Annotated in this window: 26 protein-coding genes and 1 pseudogene; 11 read left to right on the forward strand and 16 right to left on the reverse strand. The window is 46.0% G+C overall.

The annotated features are described in order from the left end of the window. Positions 1 to 47: 47 nt before the first annotated feature. The 3 genes from fusA to rpsL form a co-directional block, all read right to left on the reverse strand. Positions 48 to 2,120: an elongation factor G gene (fusA, locus tag QUB44_RS11695; protein ID WP_333367061.1), complete on the reverse strand. Its 2,073-nt coding sequence runs from the start codon at positions 2,118 to 2,120 to the stop codon at positions 48 to 50. 345 nt (positions 2,121 to 2,465) lie between these two features. Continuing rightward, positions 2,466 to 2,936 (reverse strand): 30S ribosomal protein S7, encoded by a 471-nt coding sequence (gene rpsG / locus QUB44_RS11700; RefSeq protein WP_006632196.1) that lies wholly within the window; start codon positions 2,934 to 2,936, stop codon positions 2,466 to 2,468. Positions 2,937 to 3,081: 145 nt separating this feature from the next. Continuing rightward, positions 3,082 to 3,462, reverse strand: a complete 381-nt coding sequence (gene rpsL, locus QUB44_RS11705; protein ID WP_006632197.1) for a 30S ribosomal protein S12 — start codon at positions 3,460 to 3,462, stop codon at positions 3,082 to 3,084. A 455-nt stretch (positions 3,463 to 3,917) separates the two neighbouring features. Between rpsL and QUB44_RS11710 the strand changes: the two genes are divergently transcribed. After that, on the forward strand, positions 3,918 to 4,121 hold the full coding sequence (locus QUB44_RS11710; protein ID WP_333034800.1) for a hypothetical protein: 204 nt from the start codon (positions 3,918 to 3,920) through the stop codon (positions 4,119 to 4,121). 161 nt (positions 4,122 to 4,282) lie between these two features. After that, positions 4,283 to 5,134, forward strand: a complete 852-nt coding sequence (locus QUB44_RS11715) for an Npun_R2479 family HD domain-containing metalloprotein (protein WP_333367064.1) — start codon at positions 4,283 to 4,285, stop codon at positions 5,132 to 5,134. Between the two features lie 149 nt (positions 5,135 to 5,283). Here QUB44_RS11715 and QUB44_RS11720 read toward each other — a convergent pair whose 3' ends face one another. The 7 genes and pseudogenes from QUB44_RS11720 to QUB44_RS11750 all read right to left on the reverse strand — a co-directional run bounded on the left by QUB44_RS11720 (position 5,284) and on the right by QUB44_RS11750 (position 11,569). Continuing rightward, a complete protein-coding gene (locus QUB44_RS11720) occupies positions 5,284 to 5,799 on the reverse strand; it encodes a transcriptional repressor (RefSeq protein WP_333367067.1) in 516 nt (171 codons plus the stop codon). Positions 5,800 to 6,282: 483 nt separating this feature from the next. Further along, positions 6,283 to 6,756, reverse strand: a pseudogene (locus QUB44_RS11725) (chlorophyll a/b binding light-harvesting protein); the annotation flags it as partial. 550 nt (positions 6,757 to 7,306) lie between these two features. After that, entirely contained in the window at positions 7,307 to 8,044 is a 738-nt protein-coding gene (locus QUB44_RS11730) for a response regulator transcription factor (RefSeq protein WP_333158470.1), read from the reverse strand. Between the two features lie 595 nt (positions 8,045 to 8,639). Next, positions 8,640 to 9,602, reverse strand: a complete 963-nt coding sequence (locus QUB44_RS11735; RefSeq protein ID WP_333367070.1) for an FTR1 family protein — start codon at positions 9,600 to 9,602, stop codon at positions 8,640 to 8,642. Positions 9,603 to 9,698: 96 nt separating this feature from the next. Next, positions 9,699 to 10,133 (reverse strand): ferritin-like domain-containing protein, encoded by a 435-nt coding sequence (locus tag QUB44_RS11740; protein WP_332954961.1) that lies wholly within the window; start codon positions 10,131 to 10,133, stop codon positions 9,699 to 9,701. A gap of 118 nt (positions 10,134 to 10,251) precedes the next feature. Further along, positions 10,252 to 10,956, reverse strand: a complete 705-nt coding sequence (locus QUB44_RS11745) for a hypothetical protein (protein WP_333367073.1) — start codon at positions 10,954 to 10,956, stop codon at positions 10,252 to 10,254. Positions 10,957 to 11,437: 481 nt separating this feature from the next. After that, positions 11,438 to 11,569 carry a hypothetical protein gene (locus tag QUB44_RS11750; protein WP_333367076.1) on the reverse strand — a complete coding sequence of 44 codons (132 nt, stop codon included), beginning with the start codon at positions 11,567 to 11,569 and terminating at the stop codon, positions 11,438 to 11,440. 2 nt (positions 11,570 to 11,571) lie between these two features. Here QUB44_RS11750 and QUB44_RS11755 point away from each other — a divergent pair, with 2 nt between their 5' ends. The 3 genes from QUB44_RS11755 to QUB44_RS11765 all read left to right on the forward strand — a co-directional run bounded on the left by QUB44_RS11755 (position 11,572) and on the right by QUB44_RS11765 (position 14,020). Beyond that, positions 11,572 to 12,501, forward strand: a complete 930-nt coding sequence (locus QUB44_RS11755; RefSeq protein ID WP_333367079.1) for an energy-coupling factor ABC transporter permease — start codon at positions 11,572 to 11,574, stop codon at positions 12,499 to 12,501. Further along, complete coding sequence (locus QUB44_RS11760) at positions 12,494 to 13,150, forward strand: energy-coupling factor transporter transmembrane component T (RefSeq protein WP_333367083.1); 657 nt, start codon at positions 12,494 to 12,496, stop codon at positions 13,148 to 13,150. Before QUB44_RS11755 ends, QUB44_RS11760 begins: the two co-directional genes overlap by 8 nt. A 135-nt stretch (positions 13,151 to 13,285) precedes the next feature. Next, the gene (locus QUB44_RS11765; RefSeq protein WP_333367086.1) at positions 13,286 to 14,020 is read left to right on the forward strand and encodes an ABC transporter ATP-binding protein; all 735 of its coding nucleotides are present in this window, start codon (positions 13,286 to 13,288) and stop codon (positions 14,018 to 14,020) included. 97 nt (positions 14,021 to 14,117) lie between these two features. On the opposite strand, the gene QUB44_RS11770 is transcribed toward QUB44_RS11765, so the two are convergent. Further along, entirely contained in the window at positions 14,118 to 15,122 is a 1,005-nt protein-coding gene (locus QUB44_RS11770; protein ID WP_333367089.1) for an ion transporter, read from the reverse strand. 244 nt (positions 15,123 to 15,366) lie between these two features. On the opposite strand from QUB44_RS11770, the gene QUB44_RS11775 reads away from it, so the two are divergent. Then, the gene (locus QUB44_RS11775; protein WP_333367092.1) at positions 15,367 to 16,374 is read left to right on the forward strand and encodes a 2-hydroxyacid dehydrogenase; all 1,008 of its coding nucleotides are present in this window, start codon (positions 15,367 to 15,369) and stop codon (positions 16,372 to 16,374) included. A gap of 196 nt (positions 16,375 to 16,570) precedes the next feature. Then, complete coding sequence (locus QUB44_RS11780; protein WP_333367097.1) at positions 16,571 to 17,008, forward strand: CAAD domain-containing protein; 438 nt, start codon at positions 16,571 to 16,573, stop codon at positions 17,006 to 17,008. 163 nt (positions 17,009 to 17,171) lie between these two features. Here QUB44_RS11780 and aroA read toward each other — a convergent pair whose 3' ends face one another. Beyond that, positions 17,172 to 18,527, reverse strand: a complete 1,356-nt coding sequence (aroA, locus tag QUB44_RS11785; protein ID WP_333367099.1) for a 3-phosphoshikimate 1-carboxyvinyltransferase — start codon at positions 18,525 to 18,527, stop codon at positions 17,172 to 17,174. 445 nt (positions 18,528 to 18,972) lie between these two features. Between aroA and QUB44_RS11790 the strand changes: the two genes are divergently transcribed. Beyond that, positions 18,973 to 19,476 carry a hypothetical protein gene (locus tag QUB44_RS11790; RefSeq protein ID WP_333158014.1) on the forward strand — a complete coding sequence of 168 codons (504 nt, stop codon included), beginning with the start codon at positions 18,973 to 18,975 and terminating at the stop codon, positions 19,474 to 19,476. A gap of 118 nt (positions 19,477 to 19,594) precedes the next feature. Here QUB44_RS11790 and QUB44_RS11795 read toward each other — a convergent pair whose 3' ends face one another. Continuing rightward, positions 19,595 to 20,074: a hypothetical protein gene (locus QUB44_RS11795; RefSeq protein WP_333158015.1), complete on the reverse strand. Its 480-nt coding sequence runs from the start codon at positions 20,072 to 20,074 to the stop codon at positions 19,595 to 19,597. A 280-nt stretch (positions 20,075 to 20,354) separates the two neighbouring features. Between QUB44_RS11795 and QUB44_RS11800 the strand changes: the two genes are divergently transcribed. The 3 genes from QUB44_RS11800 to QUB44_RS11810 all read left to right on the forward strand — a co-directional run bounded on the left by QUB44_RS11800 (position 20,355) and on the right by QUB44_RS11810 (position 22,484). After that, positions 20,355 to 21,032, forward strand: a complete 678-nt coding sequence (locus QUB44_RS11800; protein WP_333158016.1) for a hypothetical protein — start codon at positions 20,355 to 20,357, stop codon at positions 21,030 to 21,032. A 237-nt stretch (positions 21,033 to 21,269) separates the two neighbouring features. Then, positions 21,270 to 21,572, forward strand: coding sequence for a putative quinol monooxygenase (locus tag QUB44_RS11805; RefSeq protein WP_333158017.1), 303 nt, complete (start codon positions 21,270 to 21,272; stop codon positions 21,570 to 21,572). 105 nt (positions 21,573 to 21,677) lie between these two features. Beyond that, positions 21,678 to 22,484 carry an MOSC domain-containing protein gene (locus QUB44_RS11810; protein ID WP_333158018.1) on the forward strand — a complete coding sequence of 269 codons (807 nt, stop codon included), beginning with the start codon at positions 21,678 to 21,680 and terminating at the stop codon, positions 22,482 to 22,484. Between the two features lie 12 nt (positions 22,485 to 22,496). Here QUB44_RS11810 and QUB44_RS11815 read toward each other — a convergent pair whose 3' ends face one another. The 3 genes from QUB44_RS11815 to QUB44_RS11825 all read right to left on the reverse strand — a co-directional run bounded on the left by QUB44_RS11815 (position 22,497) and on the right by QUB44_RS11825 (position 25,983). Then, positions 22,497 to 23,324, reverse strand: coding sequence for a Uma2 family endonuclease (locus tag QUB44_RS11815; RefSeq protein WP_333367102.1), 828 nt, complete (start codon positions 23,322 to 23,324; stop codon positions 22,497 to 22,499). Between the two features lie 40 nt (positions 23,325 to 23,364). Continuing rightward, complete coding sequence (locus QUB44_RS11820) at positions 23,365 to 24,234, reverse strand: calcium-binding protein (protein ID WP_333367105.1); 870 nt, start codon at positions 24,232 to 24,234, stop codon at positions 23,365 to 23,367. Between the two features lie 75 nt (positions 24,235 to 24,309). Further along, complete coding sequence (locus tag QUB44_RS11825; protein WP_333367107.1) at positions 24,310 to 25,983, reverse strand: methyltransferase domain-containing protein; 1,674 nt, start codon at positions 25,981 to 25,983, stop codon at positions 24,310 to 24,312. Positions 25,984 to 26,140 lie beyond the last annotated feature (157 nt).

Here is a 26,140-nt window from a genome sequence, read left to right on the forward strand (position 1 = left end):
TAGACTTTGGATTCAATCCAAAATCCAAAATCTAAAATCTAAAATCATTAGTTCCCTTTGTTCTTAGCGATAATGGCTTCAGCCACGTTTCGCGGCACTTCTTCGTAATGGCTGAATTCCATTGTGAAGATGCCTCGACCTTGGGTTTTCGAGCGGATGTCGGTGGCGTAACCAAACATTTCTGCTAGTGGAACTTTTACAGAAACTTTGGCTATCCCCTGATCCGTCTCTTGACCTTCGATCTGACCCCGACGCGAGTTGAGGTCTCCGATGACGTTCCCGATGTAATCTTCGGGAACTTCAACCTCTACTTTCATCATAGGCTCTAGCAGCACTGGCGACGCCTTCATCACGGCTTCTTTGATCGCCATTGAACCGGCGATCTTAAATGCCATTTCTGAGGAGTCTACGTCGTGGAAAGACCCGTCTATCATAGTAGCTTTGAGGTCAATCACGGGATATCCTGCTACGATACCTGATTCGCACGCTTCTTTCATCCCTTGTTCTGCAGGGCCGATGTACTCTTTGGGTACAGTGCCACCAACAATTTTGGAGACAAATTCAAAGCCACTTCCGACTTCGGTGGGTTCTAGTTCGATCACGACGTGACCGTACTGACCTTTACCGCCGCTTTGGCGGATAAATTTACCTTCGGCGCGGACGGATTTGCGAATGGTTTCGCGGTAGGCTACTTGTGGCTGACCCACGTTGGCTTCTACTTTGAATTCCCGCAGCATCCTGTCAACCAGGATTTCCAGATGCAGTTCGCCCATACCGGCGATGACTGTCTGGTTGGTTTCAGGGTCAACGTTGACTCGGAAGGTGGGGTCTTCTTCCGAGAGCGACTGGAGGGCTTTGGAGAGCTTCTCCATGTCTTGTTTGGTTTTGGGTTCGACAGCCACGGAGATGACTGGCTCTGGAATAAACAGAGATTCCAGAATCACTGGCGCTCCTTCTTCGCAGAGGGTGTCGCCGGTGAAAGTGTCTTTCAAACCCAAGGCTGCTCCCAAGTCTCCGGCTCGGAGTTCCTCAACTTCTATCCGATCGTCCGCTTTGAGTACAATTAGGCGAGAAACCCGCTCTTTTTTGTCTTTGGTGGAGTTCAGGACGTAGGTGCCTTTTTTGAGGATACCGGAGTAGACGCGAACAAAGGTCAGGCGGCCGTAGGGGTCAGCCATGATTTTGAATGCCAGAGCTGACAGCGGGGCGTTGTCGTCGGCAAACCGCTCTGCTGTGTCGCCGTTGGGCAGGAGTCCTTGAATTGGAGGAACTTCCAAGGGCGAGGGCAGATAGTCGATGACTGCATCCAACAACAACTGAACGCCTTTGTTTTTGAATGCCGAACCGCACAACATGGGGACGATCGTACCTTCGACAGTGCCGTGACGCAGGGCCAAGCGGATTTCGTCTTCCGTTAACTCTTCGCCTTCGAGGTATTTCTCCGTGAGGGCGTCGTTGGTTTCTGCTACGGACTCGATCAGCTTGGTGCGGTATTCTACGGCTAGATCCTTTACTTCATCGGGGATTTCTACTTCCTCGATGTCGGTTCCCGTGTCGTTGTTGTAGATATAGGCTTTCATTTGCACTAAGTCTACAATTCCCCGGAAGTTTTCTTCACTGCCGATCGGGATTTGGATGGGTACGGCGTTCGCTCTCATGCGATCGCGAATTTGGCCGTAGACTTTGTAGAAGTTTGCGCCCATCCGATCCATTTTATTGACGAACACGATCCTCGGTACTTTATACCGATCGGCCTGTCGCCAAACTGTTTCGGATTGCGGCTGCACTCCCCCTACCGAGCAGAACACTGCGATCACTCCGTCGAGCACTCGCATCGAGCGTTCGACTTCGATCGTGAAGTCTACGTGTCCAGGAGTGTCGATGATGTTGATTTTGTAATCTTTCCAACTGGTGGTGATAGCAGCGGCAGTAATCGTAATTCCCCGCTCCCGCTCTTGCTCCATCCAGTCAGTGACTGCTGTTCCCTCGTGCACTTCACCCATTTTGTGAACCATGCCTGAATAGAACAGAATTCTTTCAGTTGTTGTTGTTTTGCCCGCATCGATGTGGGCTGCGATGCCGATGTTGCGAGTTTTTTCTAGCGGGACGGTACGTGCCACAGCTACCTCCTTAATCTTGTGTTGCTGTTATAATACTATTATACTACACAGTAACCCTATTTTGCACTCCCCAGCGACTTACAAAAGCCTCTGGAGCTTATTGTTACATTTTAATATTTTTTGCAAGATTTGTTTACAAAAATATTAAGGATGCGACATGGAGGATTCAGAGAGTGCGTAAATTTTGAGTGCGTGAATTTTGATTTTGGGAGTTTTGAGTTTGCTTCACCCATCGCAACTGCGCCAAGAGAAGCAATCTCAAAACTCAAAACTTACACTTTCCAATTTCTCACCCGATGCTTTTATACCGCACGATCGCGCTCTTCTCCATGCCCGATTTAGCAGTTAGTACCGGTAGTGAGCAAAAGCCTTGTTAGCTTCGGCCATGCGGTGTGTTTCTTCGCGCTTGCGAATAGCACTCCCTGTTTCGTTAGCTGCATCCATCAGTTCGTTGGCTAGCTTGGCTGCCATCGAGCGGCCGGTGCGGGCGCGGGCAAATCTGATCAGCCAGCGGAGGGCAAGGGTGGTACCGCGATCGGAACGCACTTCCATCGGCACTTGGTATGTGGCGCCACCTACCCGGCGGGCTTTGACTTCGACCAGGGGTGTCGCGTTTTTGACTGCTTTTTCAAACAAGTCTAACGGTTCAGCCCCTGTGCGTTCTTGGATGGTTTTGAGGGCGTCGTAGACGATGCTGGAGGCAACGGATTTTTTGCCGTGCTGCATGATCCGTCTCACCATCATGCTTACCAACCGGCTGTTGTAGGTTGGATCTGGTGGAACTGGACGTTTTTGAATAACTGTGCGGCGAGACATAGTTCTATTTGGGATTTTTGATTTTGAATGATTGAGTTTGGGGTTTTGGGATCACATCTCGATTTATGACGATCGAGCGTGCAATTGATCGGCGCGATCGGATTTTTTTTTGCTTCCCAACCCCGACGATCGGACGAGTTCCGTGTTATTTTTTCTCTTTAGGACGCTTGGCCCCGTATTTGGAACGACCCTGCTTGCGGTCTTTCACCCCAGCGGTGTCTAATGTACCCCGAATGATGTGGTATCTAACTCCGGGCAAATCTTTTACCCGACCGCCCCGGATCATTACTACCGAGTGTTCTTGCAAGTTGTGACCGATCCCAGGGATGTAGGCGGTGACTTCAAAACCAGAGGTCAGCCGTACCCGAGCCACCTTCCGCAGCGCCGAGTTGGGTTTTTTCGGGGTGGTCGTGTACACTCTGGTGCAAACTCCCCGGCGCTGGGGGCAACTCTTGAGAGCTGGCGATTTGGTTTTTTTCTGCGTTTGTTCCCGTGCTGAACGGATGAGTTGCTGAATAGTGGGCATGAGTTACGGCATTTCTAGCTTTTTGCTGAATATAGTGATTTGGCTGTATCCGCACTGAAAGTCCCTTCCCCTATCGGGGGACGGGATGAATGAAAATAATTATGGGTAAGTGAGGATACCAGACTCTATATTGTACACGACGCGTGTTTCTTTGGCAAGAAAATTGCGTGATCCGCGCTCAAACTTCCTTCCTTGCTGCAAGTTAGAAGGGGGCGAGCGCAACGGGAGAATGGTATGTGACATCCTATAATTGAGGCGCAACTATGATGATTTTCACAGCCGTCAGCAAAATTTATGACGATCGCAATATCGCGCTTTTTCGATCAAATTACCATTGTGAGGAGAAGTGCATTAACTCCAGCCTGCGATCGCATCACAGTCTATAGCCGATCTACATCACATAAAGTTATCTAAAATTGCCGGATAATAAGAAATATACATTGAGTTGACTGCAGATGACAACCAAAGCTTATATTCCTGAATATAAAATTTCCGAACTTTACTTGAACATTTGGAAATCCGGTAAGATCGATCGGACTGTGTTCCAGCAAATTCAATACGCAATTAATTCTCACAGTTTAAAAAGTTCAGAGGATCGAAAAATTGTCAGCAGGCTGCTGTATGCAGTACGGCGGGGATGGGTGTCAGTGATGGACTGAGTTGCTTGGGAGTTTTGAGTCATGGCGCGAGATTGCCACCCACGGAGCACAGTACACACCGGGTGCATGAGTTGTGAACTAAAATCTCATCCATAAAATTAGACGAATCCCCAATAGATACACCGCTCTTAAAAGGAAATATTAAGGTAAAAGGACAGGGTATGTTTAATTCTACAGAACTGCTGATCGAGGCTTTCATCGAACAACTTCAGAACGGGTACAGCCGCACTTACGGAGGCTACAAATCAGACTATGCTGACATTATTGCCTGGGTGGGGGCAATGGCCTTAGAAAACATCGCCAACAGCGACGCTCTTTATCACAATGTAGAACACGCCATTTGCATTAGCTTAGTCGGTCAAGAAATCTTGCGGGGAAAACACATTCGCAAGGGCGGAGTTTCCTGCGAAGATTGGCTGCACTTCATCATTTCTTTGCTGTGCCAAGACATCGGATATGTCAAAGGAGTTTGCCGGCAAGACCAAGAATCAGAAGGATTGTATGCTACGGGAAAAGATGGCATGAGAATTGCACTTGCTCCCGGTGCAACAGCGGCCAGCCTAGCTCCTTACCGAGTTGACAGAGCTAAATTGTTCATTGACGAGCGCTTCGGCAACCACAAGCTAATTAATGCTGAGATAATTAAGCAGAACATAGAACAGACTCGTTTCTCGGTGCTTGACGGCAACACTGACGAGGATGCAGTTAATTACTCTAGTTTAGTTCGCGGTGCTGACTTGATAGGTCAGCTCAGCAACCCGCAATATTTGCAGAAAATTGGCGCGCTGTTTTACGAGTTAGAAGAAAGCGGTGCTACTAAAGTTTTGGGGTATCGACATCCGGGCGACTTGCTGCAAAGCTACTCTAAGTTTTACTGGAGTGGCATTTATCCACACATCAGTGAATCTCTCGGTTACTTGCAGTTGACGCAGGAAGGCAAACAGATTGTTGCTAGTTTGTACGCTAACATATTTCGGATGGAACACCAACGTTGCGATTCTGAGGTTGCTTAATTGCAAAAGTGAATTCAGCAGTCAGCAGTCAGTTGTCAGTTGTCATTGGTTATTTGTAGGTGCTAATAACTAACAGCTCATAACGAATAAAAAAGCACAAATCACCTATTACGATTAATTACCAATTACCGAATTGTATTCCATCCAAATCAACTAATTTCCTCATCAATTTCTGAATGATATCTGGGACACAACCAATTGCTAGGTACCAAAGAAGGCCATCCCTCCCGTAGTGCTTCCAAACAAACCGCACGCACAGTTAATTGACAGTCTAGCAGTTCTACTCCAGCTTTTTCAACTTGCTTTTTGCCAATTTTTAAAATCGATTCATCGCTAAATTCAAAGGTTTTGTGACACTGAATGCAAACCAGATGGTGGTGGTGGTGCAATTCGGGAAAATTCAGTTCGTAATGTTTGTGTCCTTCTGCTAATTCTAGTTCCCGCAAAATTCCTATCCTTGCTAATAAATGCAGCGTTCGGTAGACAGTAGACAAGCCAATTCGTTCTCCTTTATTCTGCAAAGTGTTGTATAATTCTTCCGCACTTAAATGATTGCCTTGCGGTAGATTTTGAAAGACACTCAAAATAGTTTCTCGCTGGGGAGTCAGGCGGCAGCCTCTTTGGTTGAGTTCGACTTTGAGTGAGTTAGCACTGTATAAATTCATGTCGGAAAGAATAAAAAAGTTGAACGAGGATTGTCATGGATTATCTGTTATTTATTCGTGCTATTTTTTAGATGCTCCTCAAGTATATTTTCCGTGAGAATCCATATAACTCTAGACTCCCTCTTTAGTCCAGGGTAATCTGCTAGCCACCTATCCCCCTTGCTACAAATGGAACTGAAAAAGTTGTTTTCGGTATTTCTGCGGAATTTTTGTGAAGTTTAGAGCAATGTTCCTGATAAGCATTGGCAAAACCAGTCTTAGGTTCAAAGTCAGTGGAGCCGATCGCATCGCATCTTCAGTACAAGCAACGCACGGGCGCACTGTAAATGTGAGGCGGTAGTCCGTAGTAAAAAAATCCCAATAACAAGGAATTGGATACAAGCGCTTGATTTGATGCACTCCTTCGGGCAATGTTACGGACAGACTCCACAAAAATAATCAAAGTGGCGATACATAAATATTAGAAAAAAACAGTCATAAATCACCAAAATACATAGCTTTGGCCACCAACAAGAAGGTAGCGACACCCAGCAAAATTAGGCGGATGCCCAAGATGGTGGTCATTTTGTCTGCGTCTTCCCATGTGTAGCCAAAGAAAGAAGTTCTTGCTTCGAGGGTGGCTGGCCCTTTGAGGGAGTAAAAGATGCCGCCGAAGCCGAGAAAGAGGTGAATCGCCCTAACGGCGAAGTACGGATCAGTATCGACAATTTTGCCTCCCCCACCCCCGCCCCAGCCGAGTCTGGCTAGATTTGGCAACAGGATTAAGCCTTGTTCGTACATGGGCAATTCTGGGTTAAAGCGGGAAAGCTCCAATAGGGTATAGGCTCCCGCCCAGAAGACGATGAGGCCGGCGTGGGCGACGTGGGTACTGAGCAAACGGCCGGAAAGGTTGATTAAGCAGGCGTTGCCGACCCACCTGGGAAATGATTTTCCTTCGGCTGGGAAGGATTTTGCCATGCTGGTCACGGCGATTTACCTCTTGAGAAAGATGTCAGGGGAGTTTTCAGCGATTGCAGGTTATTGATATAGATAATCAACAATTTTAGGAGTTTCGTCAAGGGGTATTTGAGAAAAATTTTCACTGATTTGAGTTCAGGTATGTAAATCAGTAGGAAAAAACATCGTTAGATCACGATTATGACTGTTTTTGGGGCTTGAGCGGAATTGGGCTTCTCGTTAGCAAAAATAGCAGCTAAAGGAATACCTCTAAATTTATTGATAAATAATATTATTAGTAGTATTATGGTTAGAGTATTGTTTAAGTAGCTATCCAATCTTCTCGGAAAAGACAAGGTGAAAAAAGAAATCCGGTACTTTCCTACGGGCAAGCTTCTCTAAAAGTAGGGTTAGAGGGGGTGCGGGATTGCTTTTTTCCGAATCAAGAGAGTTAATGCCTACTTGTTGACATATTCATCTCAAACTCCAAACAACCAAGCCTGAGAGCAAATGCTCTCAGGCTTTTCCAGCAGAGGAATTATTAACTGCTTGTTGTATCTGGCGCGCTAGCTCAAGCAGAGGATTTGGTTTCTTCAGCTACTTGTTCGTTGTTAGGTAACTCCAGGCAATAACCAGCCCCGTATACGGTTTTGATGTACCGAGGATGGCGGGGATCTGGTTCCATCTTGGTTCTCAGGTGTCTGATGTGTACACGAATAGTTTCGATGTCGTCGTCGGGGTCGTAACCCCACACTTCTTTGAGAATTTCGCTGGGAGAGACTGTCTGACCGTGGCGCTGAAGCAAGCAGTGCAGCAACTCAAACTCTAGGTGGGTCAGTTTGACTGTCTGAGTGTACCAAACAGCTTCAAACCTTTCGGGGACAAGGGTTAGCGGGCCGTAATTCAGAATTTCGGAGTGTTTGGCAGCTTGGGGGATGCGGTCTGTGCGCCTTAGTAGAGCTCGCACTCGGGCTAGCATCTCTTCTAGTTCAAAGGGTTTGGTCAGGTAGTCGTCGGCGCCGGAGTTGAAGCCTTCTACTTTGTCTTGAGTTTGACTTAAGGCTGTCAACATCAAGACGGGAATGTCTGAGGTGCGATCGTCACGCCGCAAACGCTGACATACGGTGAATCCGTCTACTCTAGGCAGCATCAGGTCTAGCATGATCAAGTCGGGGAGCAGTTGTATGGCTAGTGCCTGACCTTTGATGCCGTCTTCTGCCTGGGTGACTTCATAGCCAGCCATTTCTAGGTTGACGGCTACGAGTTCGGCGATCGCCGCGTCATCATCAATAACAAGTATCCGGGGCATCATTATTTATCTCACCGCTAACCGAATGGCAGATCCTACAGCCTTCTGGGGGGTCCAGGTAACTTTAACGAACAATTTTTTAATTTTAAGCTTCATTAAGGATTATAAGGTTGATTAAGAACTTTCGGGGCTCTGTAAATATTCTTGTACTAATTATAAGCCATAAGAGCGCATATCAGAAAACTGTTTACCCCAAATCTGGCTGGGGGCAGATTCTTGGTCGCCCCGAACAGCCTTAAGTTTTGCAGGGTGCGCCGGGACTTCACAGAATAGCCCTAACGGTAGTCCGCGTCTTGCATAACCCTGTTAACCGTTAACTGTAAATTTTTTAATTTAGTTAATTTTGCTTAAAAAATTTTTGTGTTTTTTGAGGGGTAGTGCTTGCTTTTTTGGGGTATTGAGGGTATTTTTAAATAAAATTAATATAAGTATTTATAAAATCAATAAATACTATCTCGAGCGTTTAATGATATCATATAAAAGTCAAATAATCAATCCCGCAACCTAAAAATTTTTGGTCATTTTTTTGCCTGTGGGGCTAATTTTTTTCTCGCCCTGGAATCACCAAAACAACCGCTAAAAACAGCTTGCATACCTACTGAGGGCGAGTTTCCGATCGAGCTGGGTGAGTATTTTGGTTGGGAAGAGTCGCCTTAGAGCCTAATTTTTGGAAATAAAGACCGCCGATGGTGGCTAAGAATATTGTGTAAGCCGCTACTTGGACGAGATAAAGTCGATCTCTGTATCCAAACAGTGCTTTGAGAAGCACTCCTGGAAATTGTCGATCGGGCAAAATTGCCGCTGCATTCCACACCATAGGCCCTAAAATACAAGAGTGGAGTGGTGCGAGGCGATCGTAATAAAAACAAATCGCTGCATACTTGCTATTCATCTGCGACAAAATCCCAGCGGCTTGGTCAAAATGCTTGAGTGCAGATACTGCCAAACCTGCCACGATTAACAGCAACAAAATCCCCATAAACTTGAAAAACAGGCGGATATCAATTTTGACACCCCATTTGAACAGTAGCGCGCCAATTATTGCCGCGCCAGTCAAACCGCCCAAAGCACCCAAAGCGGGAGTTAAACCTTGTTGAAATTGAGCGCTGACAAATATAACTGTTTCAAAACCTTCGCGCAGTACCGCAATGAAAATTAAGCCAAATACGCCCCAGCCGGCATTGCTATTTTCTGTCAAAGCTGCTGTAACGGCTCCTTCAACTTCTGCTTTGAGAAAGCGCGCTTGCTGAGTCATCCAAATTAGCATCCAGCTTAGCATTGCGATCGCCACAATGCCCAACACGCCCTCTAATAGCTGTTTAATTACTGGTGCGTAAGGCTGCTCTGATGTTGATAGTGCTGCCAGCAATCCATTGAATAGAACACCTACAAAACCGCTAGCAGCAATGCCGGCTGCGACACCTGCATAAACCAAAAAATTCAGGTGACTTTGCTCGGCTTTTTTGAGGCAAGCTAGTACAATTCCGACGACTAAGGCGGCTTCTACACCTTCGCGCAGGGTAATTACAAAAGTTGGTATGGCTTCACTAAAATTCATTTTTTATAATCATGGGGCATGGGCCTAGGGCATTTGTCATTGGTCATTGGAAATAACCAATAACCAATAACGAATAAGAACGAACTAATGATTAAATCAACTATAATCCCGCAGCATTTTTTTCAGTTCTACTTGGTGCAATTCTTCTTGTCCAATTAGATTGCGGGCATATTCTTCCAAATAAACGCTGGAGTCGGTCACGACTTCAAGTAAAGATTTATACTTTTTAAGCGCTTTTTTCTCGTGATTTAAACTTTCTTCTAACAAGTCTTTCACCGAGTGTTTGTAGGTTTCTTCGATGGGAGCAATTTTCTGACTGGGATGCCCCTCTAAACCGGTGAGAATTTCTCCCGCTTGTTGGGCGTGGAGTAGCGATTCCGTTGCTTGTGCTTTAAAAAACTGCACGATGGGAATCCGGTTTGGTCCTGTGACCATTAGTGAATAGTGGGTATAGCGCACGACACCTGCAAGTTCCCATTCCATGATGGTGCATAGCAGTTCCTGAGTTTTTTTTTCGTCAAGTTCTTTCATTTGTTGTTTTAGATGTAGAATGCCTTAGAGGGCGCTGTTTATAATATCACATTTAAGTTAAAAAGGAAAAGTAAGGTGCGGATGGCGCACCTTACCGGATATAGATGTTGTATGTGAGTTAGGGGTTAACTTCTAAGGTTCCAGTAGGAGCAAACACTACAGTAAACTTAGTCACTGGTGCTGCACTGTTACTGCTGCTAGTTTCGGAAGATTTCAGCAGATTGGGCAAAGGAGTTTCTTGGGTGTAATCCTTGGCTGGTTGATTGAGTGGCTCGAAATTGCCGATCGCCCCATCTTGACTTGTACTGACTCGATAGACTAGATTTTGATTGAACGTAGGGCTAGTTTGCCAACTTTGATCAATGCGATCGTAGATTTTTAGAACTAACTCATCTAGTTTTACGCGCTCCGTAATTTCTCCTGTCTGATTTGTTCCATCCACCGCCTGAACTTCCTGCTGCCCTGCTGATACAGGTACAGCTTGGACAGTCTTATCTTTACGGCTAGTCGCCATAGCCGTTTCAGTAAAGGCTAAAGTACGCATTTGTGGCAAGATTTTACCGGCCCCCCGCAGCCAGGGAAAAGCCAAATGTTCCGTATAAACCATTACCAGTAATGCCAACATTCCACCCATGCAGTGAATGGTTCCCATCCACCGCTGCCAAGGGATCGGATGCAGTAGGTTAACTAGAGATAAAAACAGAAATAAACCAGCGGATAAAAAGCTAAGTCCATAGACAGAAACTTGAGCGATATCTAACTGTTTGGGAAATTCAGATGGAACTAAATAGGTAGTTGAGTCTTGGGTTGAGTGCTGCACCACTGGCAAACCTCCTGTAGGTTGTGCGGAAAATTACTTGAGAGTAAGTGCATTAGTATTTTTAGTTTCTTGATAATGCAGATCGTGCGGTTGTCGATCGTGCCAATGTGCGATCGACAACCGCAAACATACTGCTAACTATATTAACTAGCAATAATTCGGGCTTTTTAGTTTCGAGAGCAATACTTTGGCTTTAACTAGCTATCGCGCAATTTAGCTGCTGCTGTCGTCAAAAAATTAATCTAAGTTAATCTCAAGAGTGGGAATAAAATTAATTAGGGATTTTCTGTTTTTTCTTTATATTTGTTTAATATTCTTGCTTGAGCTTGATGGTAAATACATTTTGCAGTTGAATATGTCAACAAACATTGATAATTCTTATCAAAAAGCTTGAATGTGCGGGTGGTCGGTTATCCGAATAATTCTTCAGGATGATTTAATGTAAAATTTCTCGTCCTCAAAATTCGGCCCATGAGGCGCTAATCTATATCCAATAAGCGATCGCCCGCCACCAATCCCCCGATCGCTCGATCGCATTAATGCCCCCAGAGGGGGTTTTAAATTTTTGTAAAAAATAGTTGACTAAAGAGTTGCAAGTTCTCTCGTTTGGATACATCAATGCACATACCTGATGGTTTTCTTTCACCGCCAGTAGCCATTGCCACCGGCATAGCAAGCGCAGCAGCAATCGCTGTTGCCCTGAATCGAACCCGCGCCAGTCTGGGACTCCGACAAGCCCCAATCATGGGCTTAACCACAGCTTTCGTGTTTGCAGCCCAGATGATCAACTTTCCCGTCGCCGGCGGCACAAGTGGCCACTTGTTGGGAGGGGCACTCGCATCCGTCGTTTTGGGGAGCCCTTGGGCGGCAACTTTAGCGATGAGTACGGTTTTTATCATTCAGAGCGTTTTGTTTGCCGATGGGGGCATCACCGCCTTGGGAGCCAATATTTTTAATATGGGGCTAGTTGGAATTTGGGCGGGCTGGTGGCTGTTGCAGCCGTTGCAGCGACTGTTGGGAGGTTCCCGAAATCGTTTGCCGCTAGCAGCAGGGATTGCAGCCGCCCTTAGCGTTGTGGCTGCTTCGATTTGTGTGGCGATCCAATTGGCCATTTCTGGAACAGTAGGGCTCAATATCGCATTGCCAGCAATGGTAGGCGTACATATTTTAATTGGCATTGGCGAAGGGGTAATTACAGGCGGCGTTTTAACTTATCTCGTCAAAGTGCGGCCGGATTTACTGCCGGGAGAACAGCCACAATTGCAGAAATGGGTAGTGCCTGTAATCGGAGTTTTATTAATTTCGGGGGTGCTTTCACTGTTTGCTTCAAGTTGGCCTGACGGGTTAGAAGCGGTAGCCGAAAAATACGGCTTTAAAGATAAAGAAGCTGTGGCGATCGAAAATCCCACTCCTTTAGCAGATTACACAGTTAAAGGATTAGAAGAACAGCCGATTGGTACTAGCATTGCTGGACTTTTAGGGTCTGCCTTCAGCTTTGGCGCGGCTTTTGGGATTGCTCAGTTGGTGGTAAAACCTAAAGATGTCTAAACTCTCCATACCTTTTCGATTGCGAGTGTCTCTCACAATTGTGATTGGCATTGGTTTTATGAAGACAGGCGCTTGGCTGTGGCTGGAAATTTATGGGGCGATCGCACTTTTTTGGTCGTTTTGGCTCAGGGCTCCGGTACGAACCCTAGCGCAACTGTTGGGAGCAGAATTGCTTTTTCTCTTCTTATTAGTGCTGCCCCAAGGTTGGGAACGCGCCAGTTTTCTGTTGCTGCGTTCCCTAATTTGCCTGCTAATTATGAACAGTTTCCTGCTAACTTTGCCGCCGCACAGCTTCGGAATCGCTCTCAAAGGATTACCCCTACCAGCAGGTTTGCAAGAGATTGTACTTTTAACAGGACAATACTTAGAAATCCTGCTGGCAGAAGTCAACCGCATGAAAATATCTGCCCAACTCCGGGGCTTGTCCGGCGCCGGAGGATGGCTGCGTTACGCCAGTGCTTCCATGATCGGAGCGCTTTATTTGCGAAGTCTCGATCGGGCAGAAAGGGTACACGCAGCCATGCTAATTCGCGGCTATCAAGGAGCTTTACCTGCTGACTCAAAATCAACACCAAAAGAGCGACTCTGGCTGACAGTAGCAATTTTAATGGCAGCCGGATTAACAATAGCTTCTTATGGTAAGTGGTAATTTAGAAGGGGCAATTGGTAATTGGTAACTGATTAATTCATACCTCTACCTTTTGCCTTCTCCCTTCCCCTCTCTGCGGTCTCTGTGCTCTCTGCGGTTAAATACTATTAATCCTAAAATCGAGGCAAATAAAAATTGACTAAACTCAAATTCGTGCCAACAATCGAAGTAGAAAATTTAGTATTCGGATATCCCCAACAAAAACCAATATTACGGGGAATTTCTTTTACTTTGCAACCGGGAGAAAGAGTTGCTCTACTCGGTCTGACAGGTGCTGGTAAAAGCACTTTGCTCGAAAACTTGATCGGATTAAAAATGCCTCAATCGGGCGAGATTAGAGTGCAGGGAAAAAAGTTGGAAGAGGCGACTTTATCGCAGGCGCGCAGGCAGATTGGATTTTGCTTTCAAGATGCTAATGACCAGCTATTTATGCCGACTATTTTAGAGGATGTCATGTTCGGCCCCCGCAATTACGGAGTGCCGCCGGGAGTTGCGCGCGATCGAGCTTTATCGCTATTAGACGAATTTGGTTTAGTAGAATTTGCCAACCGTTCGGCCCACGAACTTTCAGGAGGCCAAAGAAGATTAGCAGCCTTGGCAGCCATTTTAGCATTAGACCCAGCAATTTTAATCTTAGACGAGCCGACGAACGGACTCGATCCCTCGTGGCGGCGTCACTTGGCTAAGGTTTTGTCCCAATTGCCGATCGAGGTAATTTTGATCGCTTCTCACAATTTGAATTGGATTGGTAAAACGACTCAAAGGGCGTTAGTTTTGGCGGATGGTGAGATTAAAATTGACAGAAAAACCCAAGATTTGCTGGCAGATAAATCAACTCTAGAATATTACAATTTGCCGCCAGATTGGTAATCAACCATTGGTCATTAGTCATCACAGAAAGCAGTCATAACAAAGCACAAGCTATCGTAACGACTGGGTGGCAATCACAGGCAATATATATCTGTAATTACAGCTCGAATTTGCTGACGGCTTCATTGTACAGATGAATAGCTAAATCGCGCAGAATTTGTTCGTTTTGGAACTCACTTCCTAACTTCTGTTTTGCCATTTGAACACAGATTTTCATCAACTCTGACGAACTTTCGATGTGAAGCGCGATCGCCCTTTGCTTTTCTTCAAAGCCGACCTCTATTTCCGCCAGCCTTTTGACCGATTGATAATTCGCCGATTGCTCTAAATTTGCCGCCATTTTTTCCTGCTTTCTCCTTTGGACTTCCTCGGAAAAACCCGCAGCAATGAGCCCCGCAGGTAACGCAAAAATTCCGATTCCCAAAAATGCTAATATTGCTCCTAAAAATTTCCCTAAAGGAGTGATTGGATAAATATCACCGTAACCGACAGTAGTTAAGGTCACAACTCCCCACCACATTGCATCGGGTATGCTCGCAAAAGTTTCTGGATGCGCCTCATTTTCAACAAAATACATGACGCTAGAGGCAAATATTAACAGAATAAAAACTGCAAATGCAGTGGCAATTAACTCCTCTTTTTTAGCGTACAATACTGCTCCCAGAGTTCTGAGTGACTCAGAATAACGGCTCATTTTTAGCAACCGCAACAAGCGCAGGACACGAATTAAGTTAACGAAGCTTAAACTAGGAAATAACAGCAATAAGTAAAAAGGTAAGATTGAAATTAAATCAATCAAACTTAGCGGTGTAAGAGCATATCTCAATCTTCCCCAAAGCGGGTGGCTGTATCTGCGATCGGCGGTAGCCACCCACAGCCTTAAAATATATTCTATTGTAAATACTAAGGAGGAAACAATTTCGATGTTTACCAAAAGCGATGTGTGTTGTGGCGACAATGTGGGCGAAGTAGAAGCAATAAAAGCTGCGACGTTGATCAGAGTTAAACAAGTTATGACAACATCATCGGCCAAACTGTATAAATTGCTGGAGTCTGAGGTTTCTAAAATTTCATAAATTATAGTTTTGAGTGGTTTACGCATCTGGCTGTCTCCTAAAAAAATAGCAATTAACGATCGCGCTTTACTACAGTCTAAGCAATTAGATTCAAAAAATTAAGCAGGACTTGCCCTAAAGCTGAAAATTTGGTGTCTTCAGAGAGGCTCTCATTGCGAAACTCAATATTTCTCAGGGAAAGTGGGTTGTTTGGGGCAACGGCGCTCTAGTAAAATTTAGAGTTAATCTGGAAAAAATTTCCAACTATTACTGGATTTGCAGGCAAAAATCATGAAGGTAGCCGTATTTAATACCAAATCCTACGATCGCACTTTTCTGACAGCAGCCAATGTCGGTGGTCAACACGACTTGGTTTTTTTTGAACCGCATCTGACCTTGGAAACCAGCGTTTTGGCTGCTGGATTTCCGGCCGTCTGCGCGTTCGTGAACGACTGCTTGGACGCGAAAACGCTCGGGGCGATCGCCGAAAAAGGCGTCCGCTTGCTGGCCCTGAGATCCGCCGGATTCAATCACGTCGATTTAGCAGCAGCGAAGGATTTAGATCTAACTCTGCTGCGAGTTCCGGCTTATTCTCCCTACGCAGTGGCCGAACACGCAGTCGCTCTGATTTTGTCCCTCAACCGCAAAATCCACCGGGCTTACAACCGCGTCCGCGAAGGCAATTTCGCCCTAGATGGCTTGTTGGGTTTTGACCTCCACGGCAAAACGGTGGGAATCGTCGGAACAGGCAGAATTGGCGCAATTACTGCCCAAATTCTGCACGGATTCGGGTGTCGCCTGCTGGGATACGATGTTTACCAAAACCCAGATTGCCTCGCCCTAGGCCTGGAATACGTCGCACTCCCGGAACTATTCGCCGCCTCTGATATTGTCAGTCTCCATTGTCCGCTGATACCGGAAACTTACCATTTGATCGGTGCAGAGGCGATCGAGCAAATGAAACCGGGGATGATGCTGATCAATACCAGCCGCGGTCAGTTGATTGACACTAAAGCTGTTACCAAAGCACTAAAGTCTGGTATAATTGGCTACCTCGGTTTAGATGTTTACGAACAAGAGACGGATCTGTTTTTTGAGGATTTGTCAAATCACGTTATTCAAGACGACGTTTTTCAGCGTTTGCTGACTTTCCCCAACGTCCTGATTACCGGACACCAAGCTTTCTTCACCGAGGAAGCTTTGAAAAATATCGCCGAAACCACGATCGGCAATATCACCGACTTTGAACAAGGACGCCCTTGCCCGAATCAAATCGACCTCGATCAAGTGAAAAAATGAGTCAAAAGACCGATTTGGCAGCGAAGGCAATTGTTTAAAATCAAGTCATATCGTTATTTTTGCTTGCAATTTGTGAAACTCTGCCTTAGTCTCATCAATTAGTCCCTGCAGCGCGGATGCTGTGCTAATTGCCGGACAATTATACTGGCAGCAATTCACAGCCTGCAATTTTACCTGACAACGGAGGAAGTATCCAATGACACAAGCTAACTTTTCGGACGAGACACAAACAATCACTGATGTCGTGACAGTAGATCTGGTGGAGGACAAACCGGGGGTCATGACTACAGTGACAACCACAGAAACACCGACCAGCCAGTTCCAAGATATTAAAGACCAAGTTATTACAATTTTGTCGGAACTTCCAGCCTATCTCTCTAATTTTTTTGCTGACTACCAAAAGCCCCTCATAACTGTTGGTTTAATTCTGGCAGGCGGTATTAGTATTAAGGTAATGCTGGGAGTTTTAGGTGCTCTTAATGATGTCCCTTTGGTAGCTCCAATTTTTGAGTTGATTGGCATGGGATATACGGGTTGGTTTGTTTACCGCTATCTGCTCAAGGCTTCTAATCGCCAAGAGTTGTTAACGGAAATTGATTCTTTAAAAGAACAAGTTGTAGGTAAAGATTCTTAAACGGATGTTGAAGGAAGAGGGAAGAGGGAAGTTCGGCAACGGATTATGTAACGGATGTAACGGATGTCAGGAAGAATGAAGAAAGAGGATTTTTCCCGCTCTCCCTTCTCCAAATCTCGTACTCCTCCCTCTCACCCTCTTCCCCTCTCCCACTCTCCCGCTCTCAATTTGGATGGCAAACTTGTTGCAAAGTGGCGGTAAAGTCGGGGTAGGAAATGGCAGCAGCTTCTGCCCGGTGAATGTTAGTAATACCTGTGGCATTGAGGGCTGCGATCGCCAAACTCATCGCTATTCTGTGGTCGGTGTAGCTGTCAACATCGGCGCCGGTCAAATGAGTTCCCCCGGTAATTTCTAAACCGTCGGGTAACTCGGAAATTTGGGCTCCCATGCGGTTGAGTTCTGCAGCAGTCACGGCCAGCCGATCGCTCTCTTTGACCCGCAACTCGGCCGCATCTCGAATTATTGTAGTACCCGATGCAAAGATTGCCGCTACTGCCAAAATCGGGATTTCGTCAATCAGTCGGGGAATTAAGTCGCCCGCAATGGTGCATCCCCGCAATTGGCCGGAACTCCGAACCAAAATATCCGCTACCGGTTCCCCAGCCGCCTCTCGCTGATTTTGCAGTTCAATGTCCGCACCCATCATCTCCAAAGCTTCCAAAATGCCTGTACGAGTTGGGTTAACGCCGACATTTTCGACTACGAGCTCGGAACCCGGGACGATCGCCCCAGCAACTAGCCAAAAAGCCGCCGAACTAATATCCCCCGGTACAATCACATTCTGCCCTTGCAGTTGTGTCGGCCCAGTAACTGTCACGCTGCAAGTTTCTGGATCGACGCTCAATTGGGCTCCAAACGCTCGCAGCATCCGCTCGCTGTGATCCCGCGACAGAGCGGGTTCTGTGACTGTAGTTTCTCCGCTTGCCATCAAACCGGCGAGCAATATGCAAGATTTAACTTGAGCCGAGGCGATCGGAGAATGGTAGTGAATCGGTTTTAACTGCTGTCCGAGTATCCCTAAAGGAGCTAAAGAATTACTTTTTCGGCCCCAAATTTGCGCTCCCATTTGTTGCAGCGGTTTAATGACGCGCGACATGGGGCGCGATCGCAAAGAACTGTCACCCGTTACCGCAAAAAAACGCCCCGGATGAGAGGCTAAAATTCCCAACATCAGCCGCATCGTTGTGCCGGAATTACCTGCATCCAAGACATCCACAGGCTCCTCTAACTCGCCAATTCCGACGCCCCGGACTGTCACCCGTTCCGCGTTGAGTTCAGAAACTTTGGCTCCCAGGAGCGAGAAACATTTAGCCGTGCTGCGGGGGTCTTCTCCTAGGAGTAGTCCCTCAATTGTCGTTTCACCTTGGGCGATCGCACCCAACATCAAAGCTCGGTGAGAAATCGACTTATCGCCCGGAACTCGAATCCTCCCGACCAGCGACAAGCCCGATGCCGGTTTTTGAATTCTTAAAGTTTGGCTTTTGTCAAGAAGCGTAGTAGTTATAATGTCAGCTTGCATTGAGATAAACTAGGATTGGATGGCGTTAGCTATCCTACCTTTTTCCCAGTCCTAAGTCAGTTGTCTTTTGTACGGCCTGCGGGTTTTTTCCCAATGTGTCCGGTTAACTTAAAGCCTGATAAAACTCGCCCAGAGACTCCGCTGTCAGTTATCGATGACACGGGAGTGCGGACGCAACGGCACGGATTTCACATTAATTTCACATTAATTTCACAAATATTATCCGTGTATATGCTTAGATTTCATGTCCAGCTCTGAGTTATCGACCAGATGATTGAATTTTGACTAAACAATTTTCGATTTTCGATTGCCAGTTGTAGATTTTTCATTTTTTTAAGCAAAAGCTCCGGAATTTGGAACCCAGCTAATCTAAAATCTAAAATCTAAAGCCTAAAATCTCAAATCTCAAACCGCCCGATCCACAACAACTCCTAAACTTTTATTTATGCTGACGCATCACCGCAAGCCTGTAAGTTTATCGCTCGTATCCACTGATTTACCATTGTGGTCAGTTGTTGAAACCGCTGGTACGCTTTATCAAAAAGACCGCGATCGCTTTCACTTGTTGTTGCATGAACCAGCCATCATCGATCGCCAATTTTCCGACGACTCCGACGCATCTGCCGAGCCAGTTACAATCTTGCCCCCAACTACAAAACCCCGGTTGCTCTGGCTAGAAGTTTCGCCCTATCGAGTCATTATGACGATGCAAGGAAACGGCAAATACAGTTACCGCCACTGCTGGGAACGAGGAATGTACGGCCTGAGCCGTTATTGGCTTCAGGGCGAATCGCTGGCGACTCCCGAACAGTTGCGACTCCGCAACTTCACTCGCAACTTGACGCTGACAGGAACGCCAGAACCGGAACACCTGCGGTTAGAATATGAGTTGTGGTCGGAGAAAGTGCAACTCGGTCGCTATATTTTGAATTTAGAAATTCATCACTAAATTGGGTAATTGCAAAGCGGTAGATAGTAGGTGAAGGCGACGCATTCCTCCAATTCATTCACCCCCCGTGGGTTGTTGGGGTTCGCGCGGCCATCTCAAAACTCAAAATTCTTAGCCTTTAGCGATCGCTCTTACAATAATTAATCAGTTTGCTAGTCAAAGCGTCTTGATTTGCGGCTGCTTGATTTGCCTGTTGGCCTGCTCTAATTATATCTGCTTGAGCTGTTTGGATTTGCTCTCGACCTTCTATACTTGTAGAAGCGAGATTGCCAGCCTGAAGACTTTTGCTTATGTCGCCGAGTGCTTGACTAATTTCCTGGAAGGATTTAACCGATGGCTCCTGAATTTCTTTCAGGGTTGGATCTGTTATTCGCAGAGCTTGAAGTTCATTCGCTATCAGGTTCAAATTTTTAGCTAAGTTGTCGGTCGTTGCAGCATCGTTGCTGTCTTTATCAACATCAATGAGAGCGTTGCCTTTGTTGACAATTTCAGTAAATTTAGTACACTGGACAGCTCGGCTCTCGCTGCAACTAATCGTCAGCGTACAGCAAGCAACAACTATCAGCAGGATGGCAATCTGTTTGCGAAAAAAGTACATGAACCCTCGGTTGAAAAAAAAGTAGATTCTGGGATTTTGTCGTAGAGTGCGTCACTCGATTTTCGATTTTCGATTTTCGATTTTCGATTTACTTGCGACATTGAATCAAAGGAGCTGGAACTTTGGTCTAAAATTAGGGATTGTCCACAAGGCGAGTGTACGCGGCACAGTATCCGTTTTTGGGTGTGTCAGCGGGCCGATCGATATATCGACTGTCGAGAAACTTTCGCGGCATTCAGACACACTCTACTAAGCTAAACTACGTACCTGTTTAGGAACTATGGTCAAAAACAGCAATAACCTAAAGAAGGGAAGCATTTGGGGATATCTTACCCTGCTTTTGCCTATTTCCTTGACGGCGGTTGCCAGTTTCGAGTCGGGAAGGATGTTTTGGGCGATCGCCACCACAGCGGGCGTTGCTTTGGCTTACAAGCTCTATCAGCAGCAGCAAAAAAATAAACTCGCTCATTTAGACTCGGTTTTCTATAAGTTGATCAAGGAAAATCAAGGGCGAGTTACGGCTTTGGATTTGGCGATGAATGCGAAACTCCCCGGAGAAAAGGTTCAAGAGTATCTCGACGAACGAGCCTCTGAGTTTGCCGCAGATTTTGAAGTGACGGAACAAGGCGGAATTTTGTATTATTTTCAAATAGCTCCACCTGTCAATCAAAGCGAAACAGCTAATGCGGGAATAGCTGTTCAAGAGCCTCCCACAAATCGGGAAAAAGCACAAGATAAAAAACCAAATTTATTCCCCATTGCTCAAACCAAGACTCCTGAAAAGCCCAAAATCTCTTTTACCCAGACGGAACTCTCCCGCAGGTTCAAAGTTCACGCAACTACGATCGGCAAGTGGAAACTTAAGCCGGAGTTTGCTCAGTGGAGCCGCGAAAAAGACCCGGAGGATCTCGCCTGGGAATATTCTACAGAAAACAAGCGATTTTATCCCAAAGATTGAGTGCCTCCGATATTTGCCAAAATATCTCAAGAAACCCGGTTTATACGACGCTCTGCGCTTAGTAACGAAGAATTTGGCAAGAAACCGGGTGTCTAAGAATTGAGCGCGTCTAGGACTGATTTTACTGCGGTTGACCGATCGACCTGTGTAGGTTATTTTAAGTAAAATCTTCTATAGTTGAGTTTGCCAAATAAAAATCGGTAAATTCGATCGTCCTATCTGTGACTTTTTTCTCCTATGTCCAAAACAACCTTGCGAGTGGTCGCCCGCCTCGTCGCCTTTCCCGACAAAGTAGCAGAACTTAAATCTCTTCTGCTGCTGAGCATTATGGAACCCACTCGCAAAGAAAAAGGCTGCATCAAATACGAACTCCTGCAAAATCAAGCCGATCCCACAGATTTTACGTTTGTTGAAGAGTGGGAAAGTGCAGATTTGCTCGAACTACATCTCGGTTCAACTCACATTCAAGACGCCGTGCAGAAATTAGACGGTTTGGCCGTTGGGCCTCCAGATATCCGTCGCTATGAATTGCTAGCTTAATCGGGTTTTTATAGCAATTTTATTAATGTTTGTGACACACTTTCGATCCCCCCTAACCCCCCCTTAAAAAAGGGGGGACAAGAATTCAGTTTAAATAAAAAAATCATGACATTAGCAACAATAAAACAGTTATTTATTTATCCAATAAAAGGGCTGACGCCACAAGAAATGTCGGAGTTTGCTTTAACCGCAGGACACGGAATTAAGGGCGATCGAGCTTTTGCCTTAATGTTTGCAGATAATCTTGAAGCTGCAAAGATGCCCGCCCAAAATATGCCTTGGATGAGCAAAAAAAATTTTGCTGTCCAAAACGATTGGCCTCTCTTAGCAGCTTTGGAATGTGATTATCAACCGGAAACGGCCGTTTTAACAGTCAAGCGTGAAGGAGTTGCAGTGTTATCAGCAGAAACGAACACAGCAGCGGGGCGCGATCGCATCGGCAGTTTTTTCACCGAATATTTGGCGGCAATTGAACCCACAAAAGAAGCGAGACACCCGCAGTTTGAACCTTTGCAATTAGTCGGTGACACCAGCGGCGAAACTCGTTATCCCGATCGAGAACCCGTACACATTTCTTTACTCAGTCAAGCCACATTAGACCAATTAACAGAAATCGCTGTTCAAAAGATTGATGTGGCCCGATTTCGCCCGAACATTGTGCTAGAAAATATGGCAGCTTGGTCAGAATTTGAGTTGATCGGAAAACAGTTTCAATTAGGCACAGCGCGCATAGAAGTTACAGCACGAATCGGTCGGTGTGTCAATATAGAAGTGAATCCAGAAACGGGCGATCGGGATATTTCCCTACTCAGTTTACTCCAAAAGGAATTCGGTCACGCACAAACAGGAGTTTTAGCCAAAATTATCAACAGCGGCACAGTTAAAATCGGGGATGTTTTGACTTCTGATTAATAAAAAGCAACATTAAGATTGTGAATGCTGCCTAACTTCCTCTACTGATAAACCGAGTGCTTCTGCCACTTGCTGTGTATTCAATCCCATTGCCAACAACCGAGGGATGGCATCCCGCCGTGCTTGGGCTTCTGCACTCAAAGCCTGCTCTGCTAAGGAAGCTCGTTCTGTACCTGTCAGCAGCAAATTGCCCTCGCTGTCCCACCACCGCAGCCACAGCATTGTCTGGTTTTGATAACTGCCTTGCCACAGTCCTAATTCTACGCCCATTGGCGCGATCGGATAATGAGCGCGATCGTTCGGAAGCAACTGCTGGTAAAACCCATTGTTCAGGCTGTAAACCTCCAGCCTGCCACTATTGATTTCATAGATGCCATAATACGGAATCCGCATGATCCGCTCATAGACCCAAAACTTCCCAGGTCTTGGTGCCGATTCGACTTCTGAGTACGATAGCGGCGTTGTGTCTCGCTCTTGTGAACCGTCTCCCGATGCGAACTCCAAAGCAATCATCGGAGCCATGAATTCCCGCCACAGCACGTAAGAGCGACGAATCTGATTTCCTAATGTTGGTGGCACGTTGGACACGTAGAACCAATCAGGAGCTTCTGCTCCCTTTTCAAGCGGGTCTGTTTCTCGCCAATAGATGCCACAGTCTTGCCCTATAGCATATTGCCCATCGGGATGAAGCCCTTGCAATACCGACCCGATAGAATCAGTCAAAATAATGCTCTGGGGATGCTCCTGAAAATTCTTCACAAAAGTGCCGTCTTCCTCTGGCAGTTGAGTGTGGTCGGGGAAGGGAGAGGGAAGGACAATCTTTTCGGTTGCCGGGGTCATGCTACCTCTCAAGTATTGCAGCTTACCTGAATATCTTAACTCATCCTTCTTGCGGCACCCTCACCTTATTACCAATCAAGTTCAGAAAACTCGTTCCAAAATGTTGAACCTCCAAAAAATTAGCATAAGCAGGAGTTGACTTGTAAACTCTAAAAGTCCGCATAATTCCTAAAGTTGCCGCGCTTTCCAGCGGGCCGATAAAGCTAGTATCCCTGTCCAAAAAATGAGACTGCTTAGCCCAGTGTGCCATCTGTTCCGCATTCAAAAAATAGCAGCCGGAATGAGGATTTAAGGCCCGCTCAAAAGCGACTGTTTGTTCCATGATTTTTCCCATTAACTGCCGCTGCTCCTCTACATTTTGAAACGGAGAAGTCGCTGAGTCTGCTAAATCCCCATCAACATATGCTTTAAAAACCGCGCCTTTAGGCGCTATTTCATAGCGATTAGGTTGCAGCAAATTTCCATTTCCCCCGTGATGCGTAAACCACTTTAATTTACTAAAAAACCACGGATCATGCAGCACTAAATCATCTTCCAAATAACAGAAATAATCGTATTTGTTAAGACACGCTCGCAAAACTGCTTGACACTCAAACCCCAACAGCAGCGGTTCACATTTTGTAGCGTGGTGCATAAAACATCTGGGCTGCACTGGGAGTTGAGGCAACAGATGATAACCTTGAGTAGTGCAAACAACAATGTCAATTTCGTGCTGTTGAGATTGATTTGCGGGGATAGTTGCACATTCGCTAATGTCAATCATGGACTGAGATTTGCCGTACAAAGCTTGCAGCGAGGTCACGCAAGCGGTTAAAGCATTTAGTCGTGGTTGCGGATCATTTCGCTGGGAAGCGTGTTTCCCGTCGCCGCTGGGATTGTAAAAGTGAGCAATAGTGAAGAGAATTCGCATTGGTGTGGAGTAACAATTAGAAATTAAACAATAAAACAGAACGATCGCACAATAACCCTATAAATCTTACCGCACTTAGTCACCAAATAACTCCGGCAGACGATCGCGCAACTCAGCATTTAAACGTGGCAACTCGTCCCGCATCTGTAAGTACCAATCTCGCCGCTGCCGGTAGTGCCCGCACAGCAAGCGGTTGTCCCGCACCCATTCGTAAGCATTCGCGGCTATTTTTCGGCGCATAGAAGTGTCTGAAATCAGCGAATTTAGTTTGGTTTCAAACTCTTTTTCATATCTATAAATCAATCCGGTTTCACCTTCGACAATCGAATGTTCGTAAACAGTGGGACTCGCCAGTACCGCTACTCCCCGCGCTGCACATTCAATAAATTTTAAGTCGGATTTCATTTCGTTAACCGGGTTGGAAACGAGCGGTAACAGAGCGATATCGCAACTGTACATGATTTCTTGATACCGTTCGTAACTGCAAAAGGGTTCAAATTCTTTTTGTTGTATTTTCAATGATTCAAAAAATTTGCTATCGTGAATTACTTTAACTCGAATCCGGTGCTTGTGTGCAACTAAAACTCGATTTAGCGCTGCCATAATCGGCTGCCAATCTTTTTCGCGGTTGAGCGCACCAAAAAAGATTGTGACTGTATCTTCTGCCGGATAAATTCGCGGCGGAGGTAGATAAGCTAATTGATTGGGAAATACGGCAACATTGGGATTGTAGTGCCGCAAAATTTTTGCTAGCGGTTCTGTAGAAGTTTGAACACAGTGACAGCCGCGATAGCTGAGGTAATTATTGTCTGCGTATTCGCGGCGACGGATGGGATTGTCGTCAATTTCAGCTACTATTAAATAGCCTTGTTGCAGCAGTTCTTTGAGTTTGGGAATATAGGCGGGATATTGCATGATTGTCCGCTGCCAGATGAAGACTTTTTCTTCTCCAGACAGGGGCGGAATTAATTCTGCTGTTTTGACGTGGGATACCGTGCGGACACCGGGAATTGTGGCGCTAAATTTGTCCGGTTCCAAAACTCGCACGCGATCGCACCCTGTAGGAGCCATAATGATAGTTTGAATCAGCAGTCTGCGGGCAGGTACGGTCGATTTGGTCGATCGCACGATATAATGTTCAGCACCTGTTTCCGTAGCAAAGCTGCTCGATGTTAGCTCTAAAGCCTTTACCATTGGATGCAGTAATTCCTGAAAGTGGACAAAATTTTCCGTTTTGTGTCCCTTCCCTTGAAATTCATAAACCTGCAATCCGGCCTGAGCAAATAGTGATTTAATACTTTCTAGGGTAAACCAGTGCTGCATCTTACTGTCGGGATTCTCCCACTGTCCCCGCAACAGATTGACAATCCGCCGCCAGTATTGAACATTAGGGATTCTGGCGAGAATTTGCCCCTCTGGATTCAGTAAACCACTGTACTGCTTGAGCACTTCCCAGGGATTTTTGAGGTAGGGTAGCAAGTCACCAAAAACCAAACAATCGACGGTTCCTGGGGCGATGTCGAAACTTTCGAGGGCAATTTCTTCAATATCAGCTACCGTCACCCAGTTTAGCCGATCGACTGCAATTTTAGCTTTTTCTCGATCGCATTCAATGCCAATATACTGACAATGGGGATTGATCAGCTTGTACTCTTGGCCCGTCGAGCCCGTACCGCAGCCAATTTCAACAATGACTTTAGCATCCGGCGGTAGCAGCTTCAAGAAGTCGTGGTTGACGCGATCAATCACTTTCTCTAAAATTCCTGATTAGTTGATCGTAAAATAAAACAGAGCCACCCATGCCGACAGACAACCAGCCGAAGGTTAGCATTGCGATGCCAGTATACAATGGCGATCGGCACATTTGTCAAGCACCCAGTTTTCTGTTGCCAACTCTTTCTCTTCC

Origin of the sequence: Microcoleus sp. AT3-D2 (assembly GCF_036705715.1) — a bacterium.
In the GTDB taxonomy this organism is placed as follows: Bacteria; Cyanobacteriota; Cyanobacteriia; order Cyanobacteriales; family Microcoleaceae; genus Microcoleus.

Excerpts from the sequence above, each read along its gene's own strand:
- rpsG (WP_006632196.1), bottom strand. The coding sequence starts at position 2,936 with ATGTCTCGCCGCACAGTTATTCAAAAACGTCCAGTTCCACCAGATCCA.
- rpsL (WP_006632197.1), bottom strand. The coding sequence starts at position 3,462 with ATGCCCACTATTCAGCAACTCATCCGTTCAGCACGGGAACAAACGCAG.
- QUB44_RS11710 (WP_333034800.1), top strand. The coding sequence starts at position 3,918 with ATGACAACCAAAGCTTATATTCCTGAATATAAAATTTCCGAACTTTAC.
- QUB44_RS11715 (WP_333367064.1), top strand. The coding sequence starts at position 4,283 with ATGTTTAATTCTACAGAACTGCTGATCGAGGCTTTCATCGAACAACTT.
- QUB44_RS11720 (WP_333367067.1), bottom strand. The coding sequence starts at position 5,799 with ATGAATTTATACAGTGCTAACTCACTCAAAGTCGAACTCAACCAAAGA.
- QUB44_RS11730 (WP_333158470.1), bottom strand. The coding sequence starts at position 8,044 with ATGCCCCGGATACTTGTTATTGATGATGACGCGGCGATCGCCGAACTC.
- QUB44_RS11735 (WP_333367070.1), bottom strand. The coding sequence starts at position 9,602 with ATGAATTTTAGTGAAGCCATACCAACTTTTGTAATTACCCTGCGCGAA.
- QUB44_RS11740 (WP_332954961.1), bottom strand. The coding sequence starts at position 10,133 with ATGAAAGAACTTGACGAAAAAAAAACTCAGGAACTGCTATGCACCATC.
- QUB44_RS11750 (WP_333367076.1), bottom strand. The coding sequence starts at position 11,569 with ATGTATCCAAACGAGAGAACTTGCAACTCTTTAGTCAACTATTTTTTA.
- QUB44_RS11755 (WP_333367079.1), top strand. The coding sequence starts at position 11,572 with ATGCACATACCTGATGGTTTTCTTTCACCGCCAGTAGCCATTGCCACC.
- QUB44_RS11760 (WP_333367083.1), top strand. The coding sequence starts at position 12,494 with ATGTCTAAACTCTCCATACCTTTTCGATTGCGAGTGTCTCTCACAATT.
- QUB44_RS11770 (WP_333367089.1), bottom strand. The coding sequence starts at position 15,122 with ATGCGTAAACCACTCAAAACTATAATTTATGAAATTTTAGAAACCTCA.
- QUB44_RS11775 (WP_333367092.1), top strand. The coding sequence starts at position 15,367 with ATGAAGGTAGCCGTATTTAATACCAAATCCTACGATCGCACTTTTCTG.
- QUB44_RS11780 (WP_333367097.1), top strand. The coding sequence starts at position 16,571 with ATGACACAAGCTAACTTTTCGGACGAGACACAAACAATCACTGATGTC.
- aroA (WP_333367099.1), bottom strand. The coding sequence starts at position 18,527 with ATGCAAGCTGACATTATAACTACTACGCTTCTTGACAAAAGCCAAACT.
- QUB44_RS11790 (WP_333158014.1), top strand. The coding sequence starts at position 18,973 with ATGCTGACGCATCACCGCAAGCCTGTAAGTTTATCGCTCGTATCCACT.
- QUB44_RS11795 (WP_333158015.1), bottom strand. The coding sequence starts at position 20,074 with ATGTACTTTTTTCGCAAACAGATTGCCATCCTGCTGATAGTTGTTGCT.
- QUB44_RS11800 (WP_333158016.1), top strand. The coding sequence starts at position 20,355 with ATGGTCAAAAACAGCAATAACCTAAAGAAGGGAAGCATTTGGGGATAT.
- QUB44_RS11805 (WP_333158017.1), top strand. The coding sequence starts at position 21,270 with ATGTCCAAAACAACCTTGCGAGTGGTCGCCCGCCTCGTCGCCTTTCCC.
- QUB44_RS11810 (WP_333158018.1), top strand. The coding sequence starts at position 21,678 with ATGACATTAGCAACAATAAAACAGTTATTTATTTATCCAATAAAAGGG.
- QUB44_RS11815 (WP_333367102.1), bottom strand. The coding sequence starts at position 23,324 with ATGACCCCGGCAACCGAAAAGATTGTCCTTCCCTCTCCCTTCCCCGAC.
- QUB44_RS11820 (WP_333367105.1), bottom strand. The coding sequence starts at position 24,234 with ATGCGAATTCTCTTCACTATTGCTCACTTTTACAATCCCAGCGGCGAC.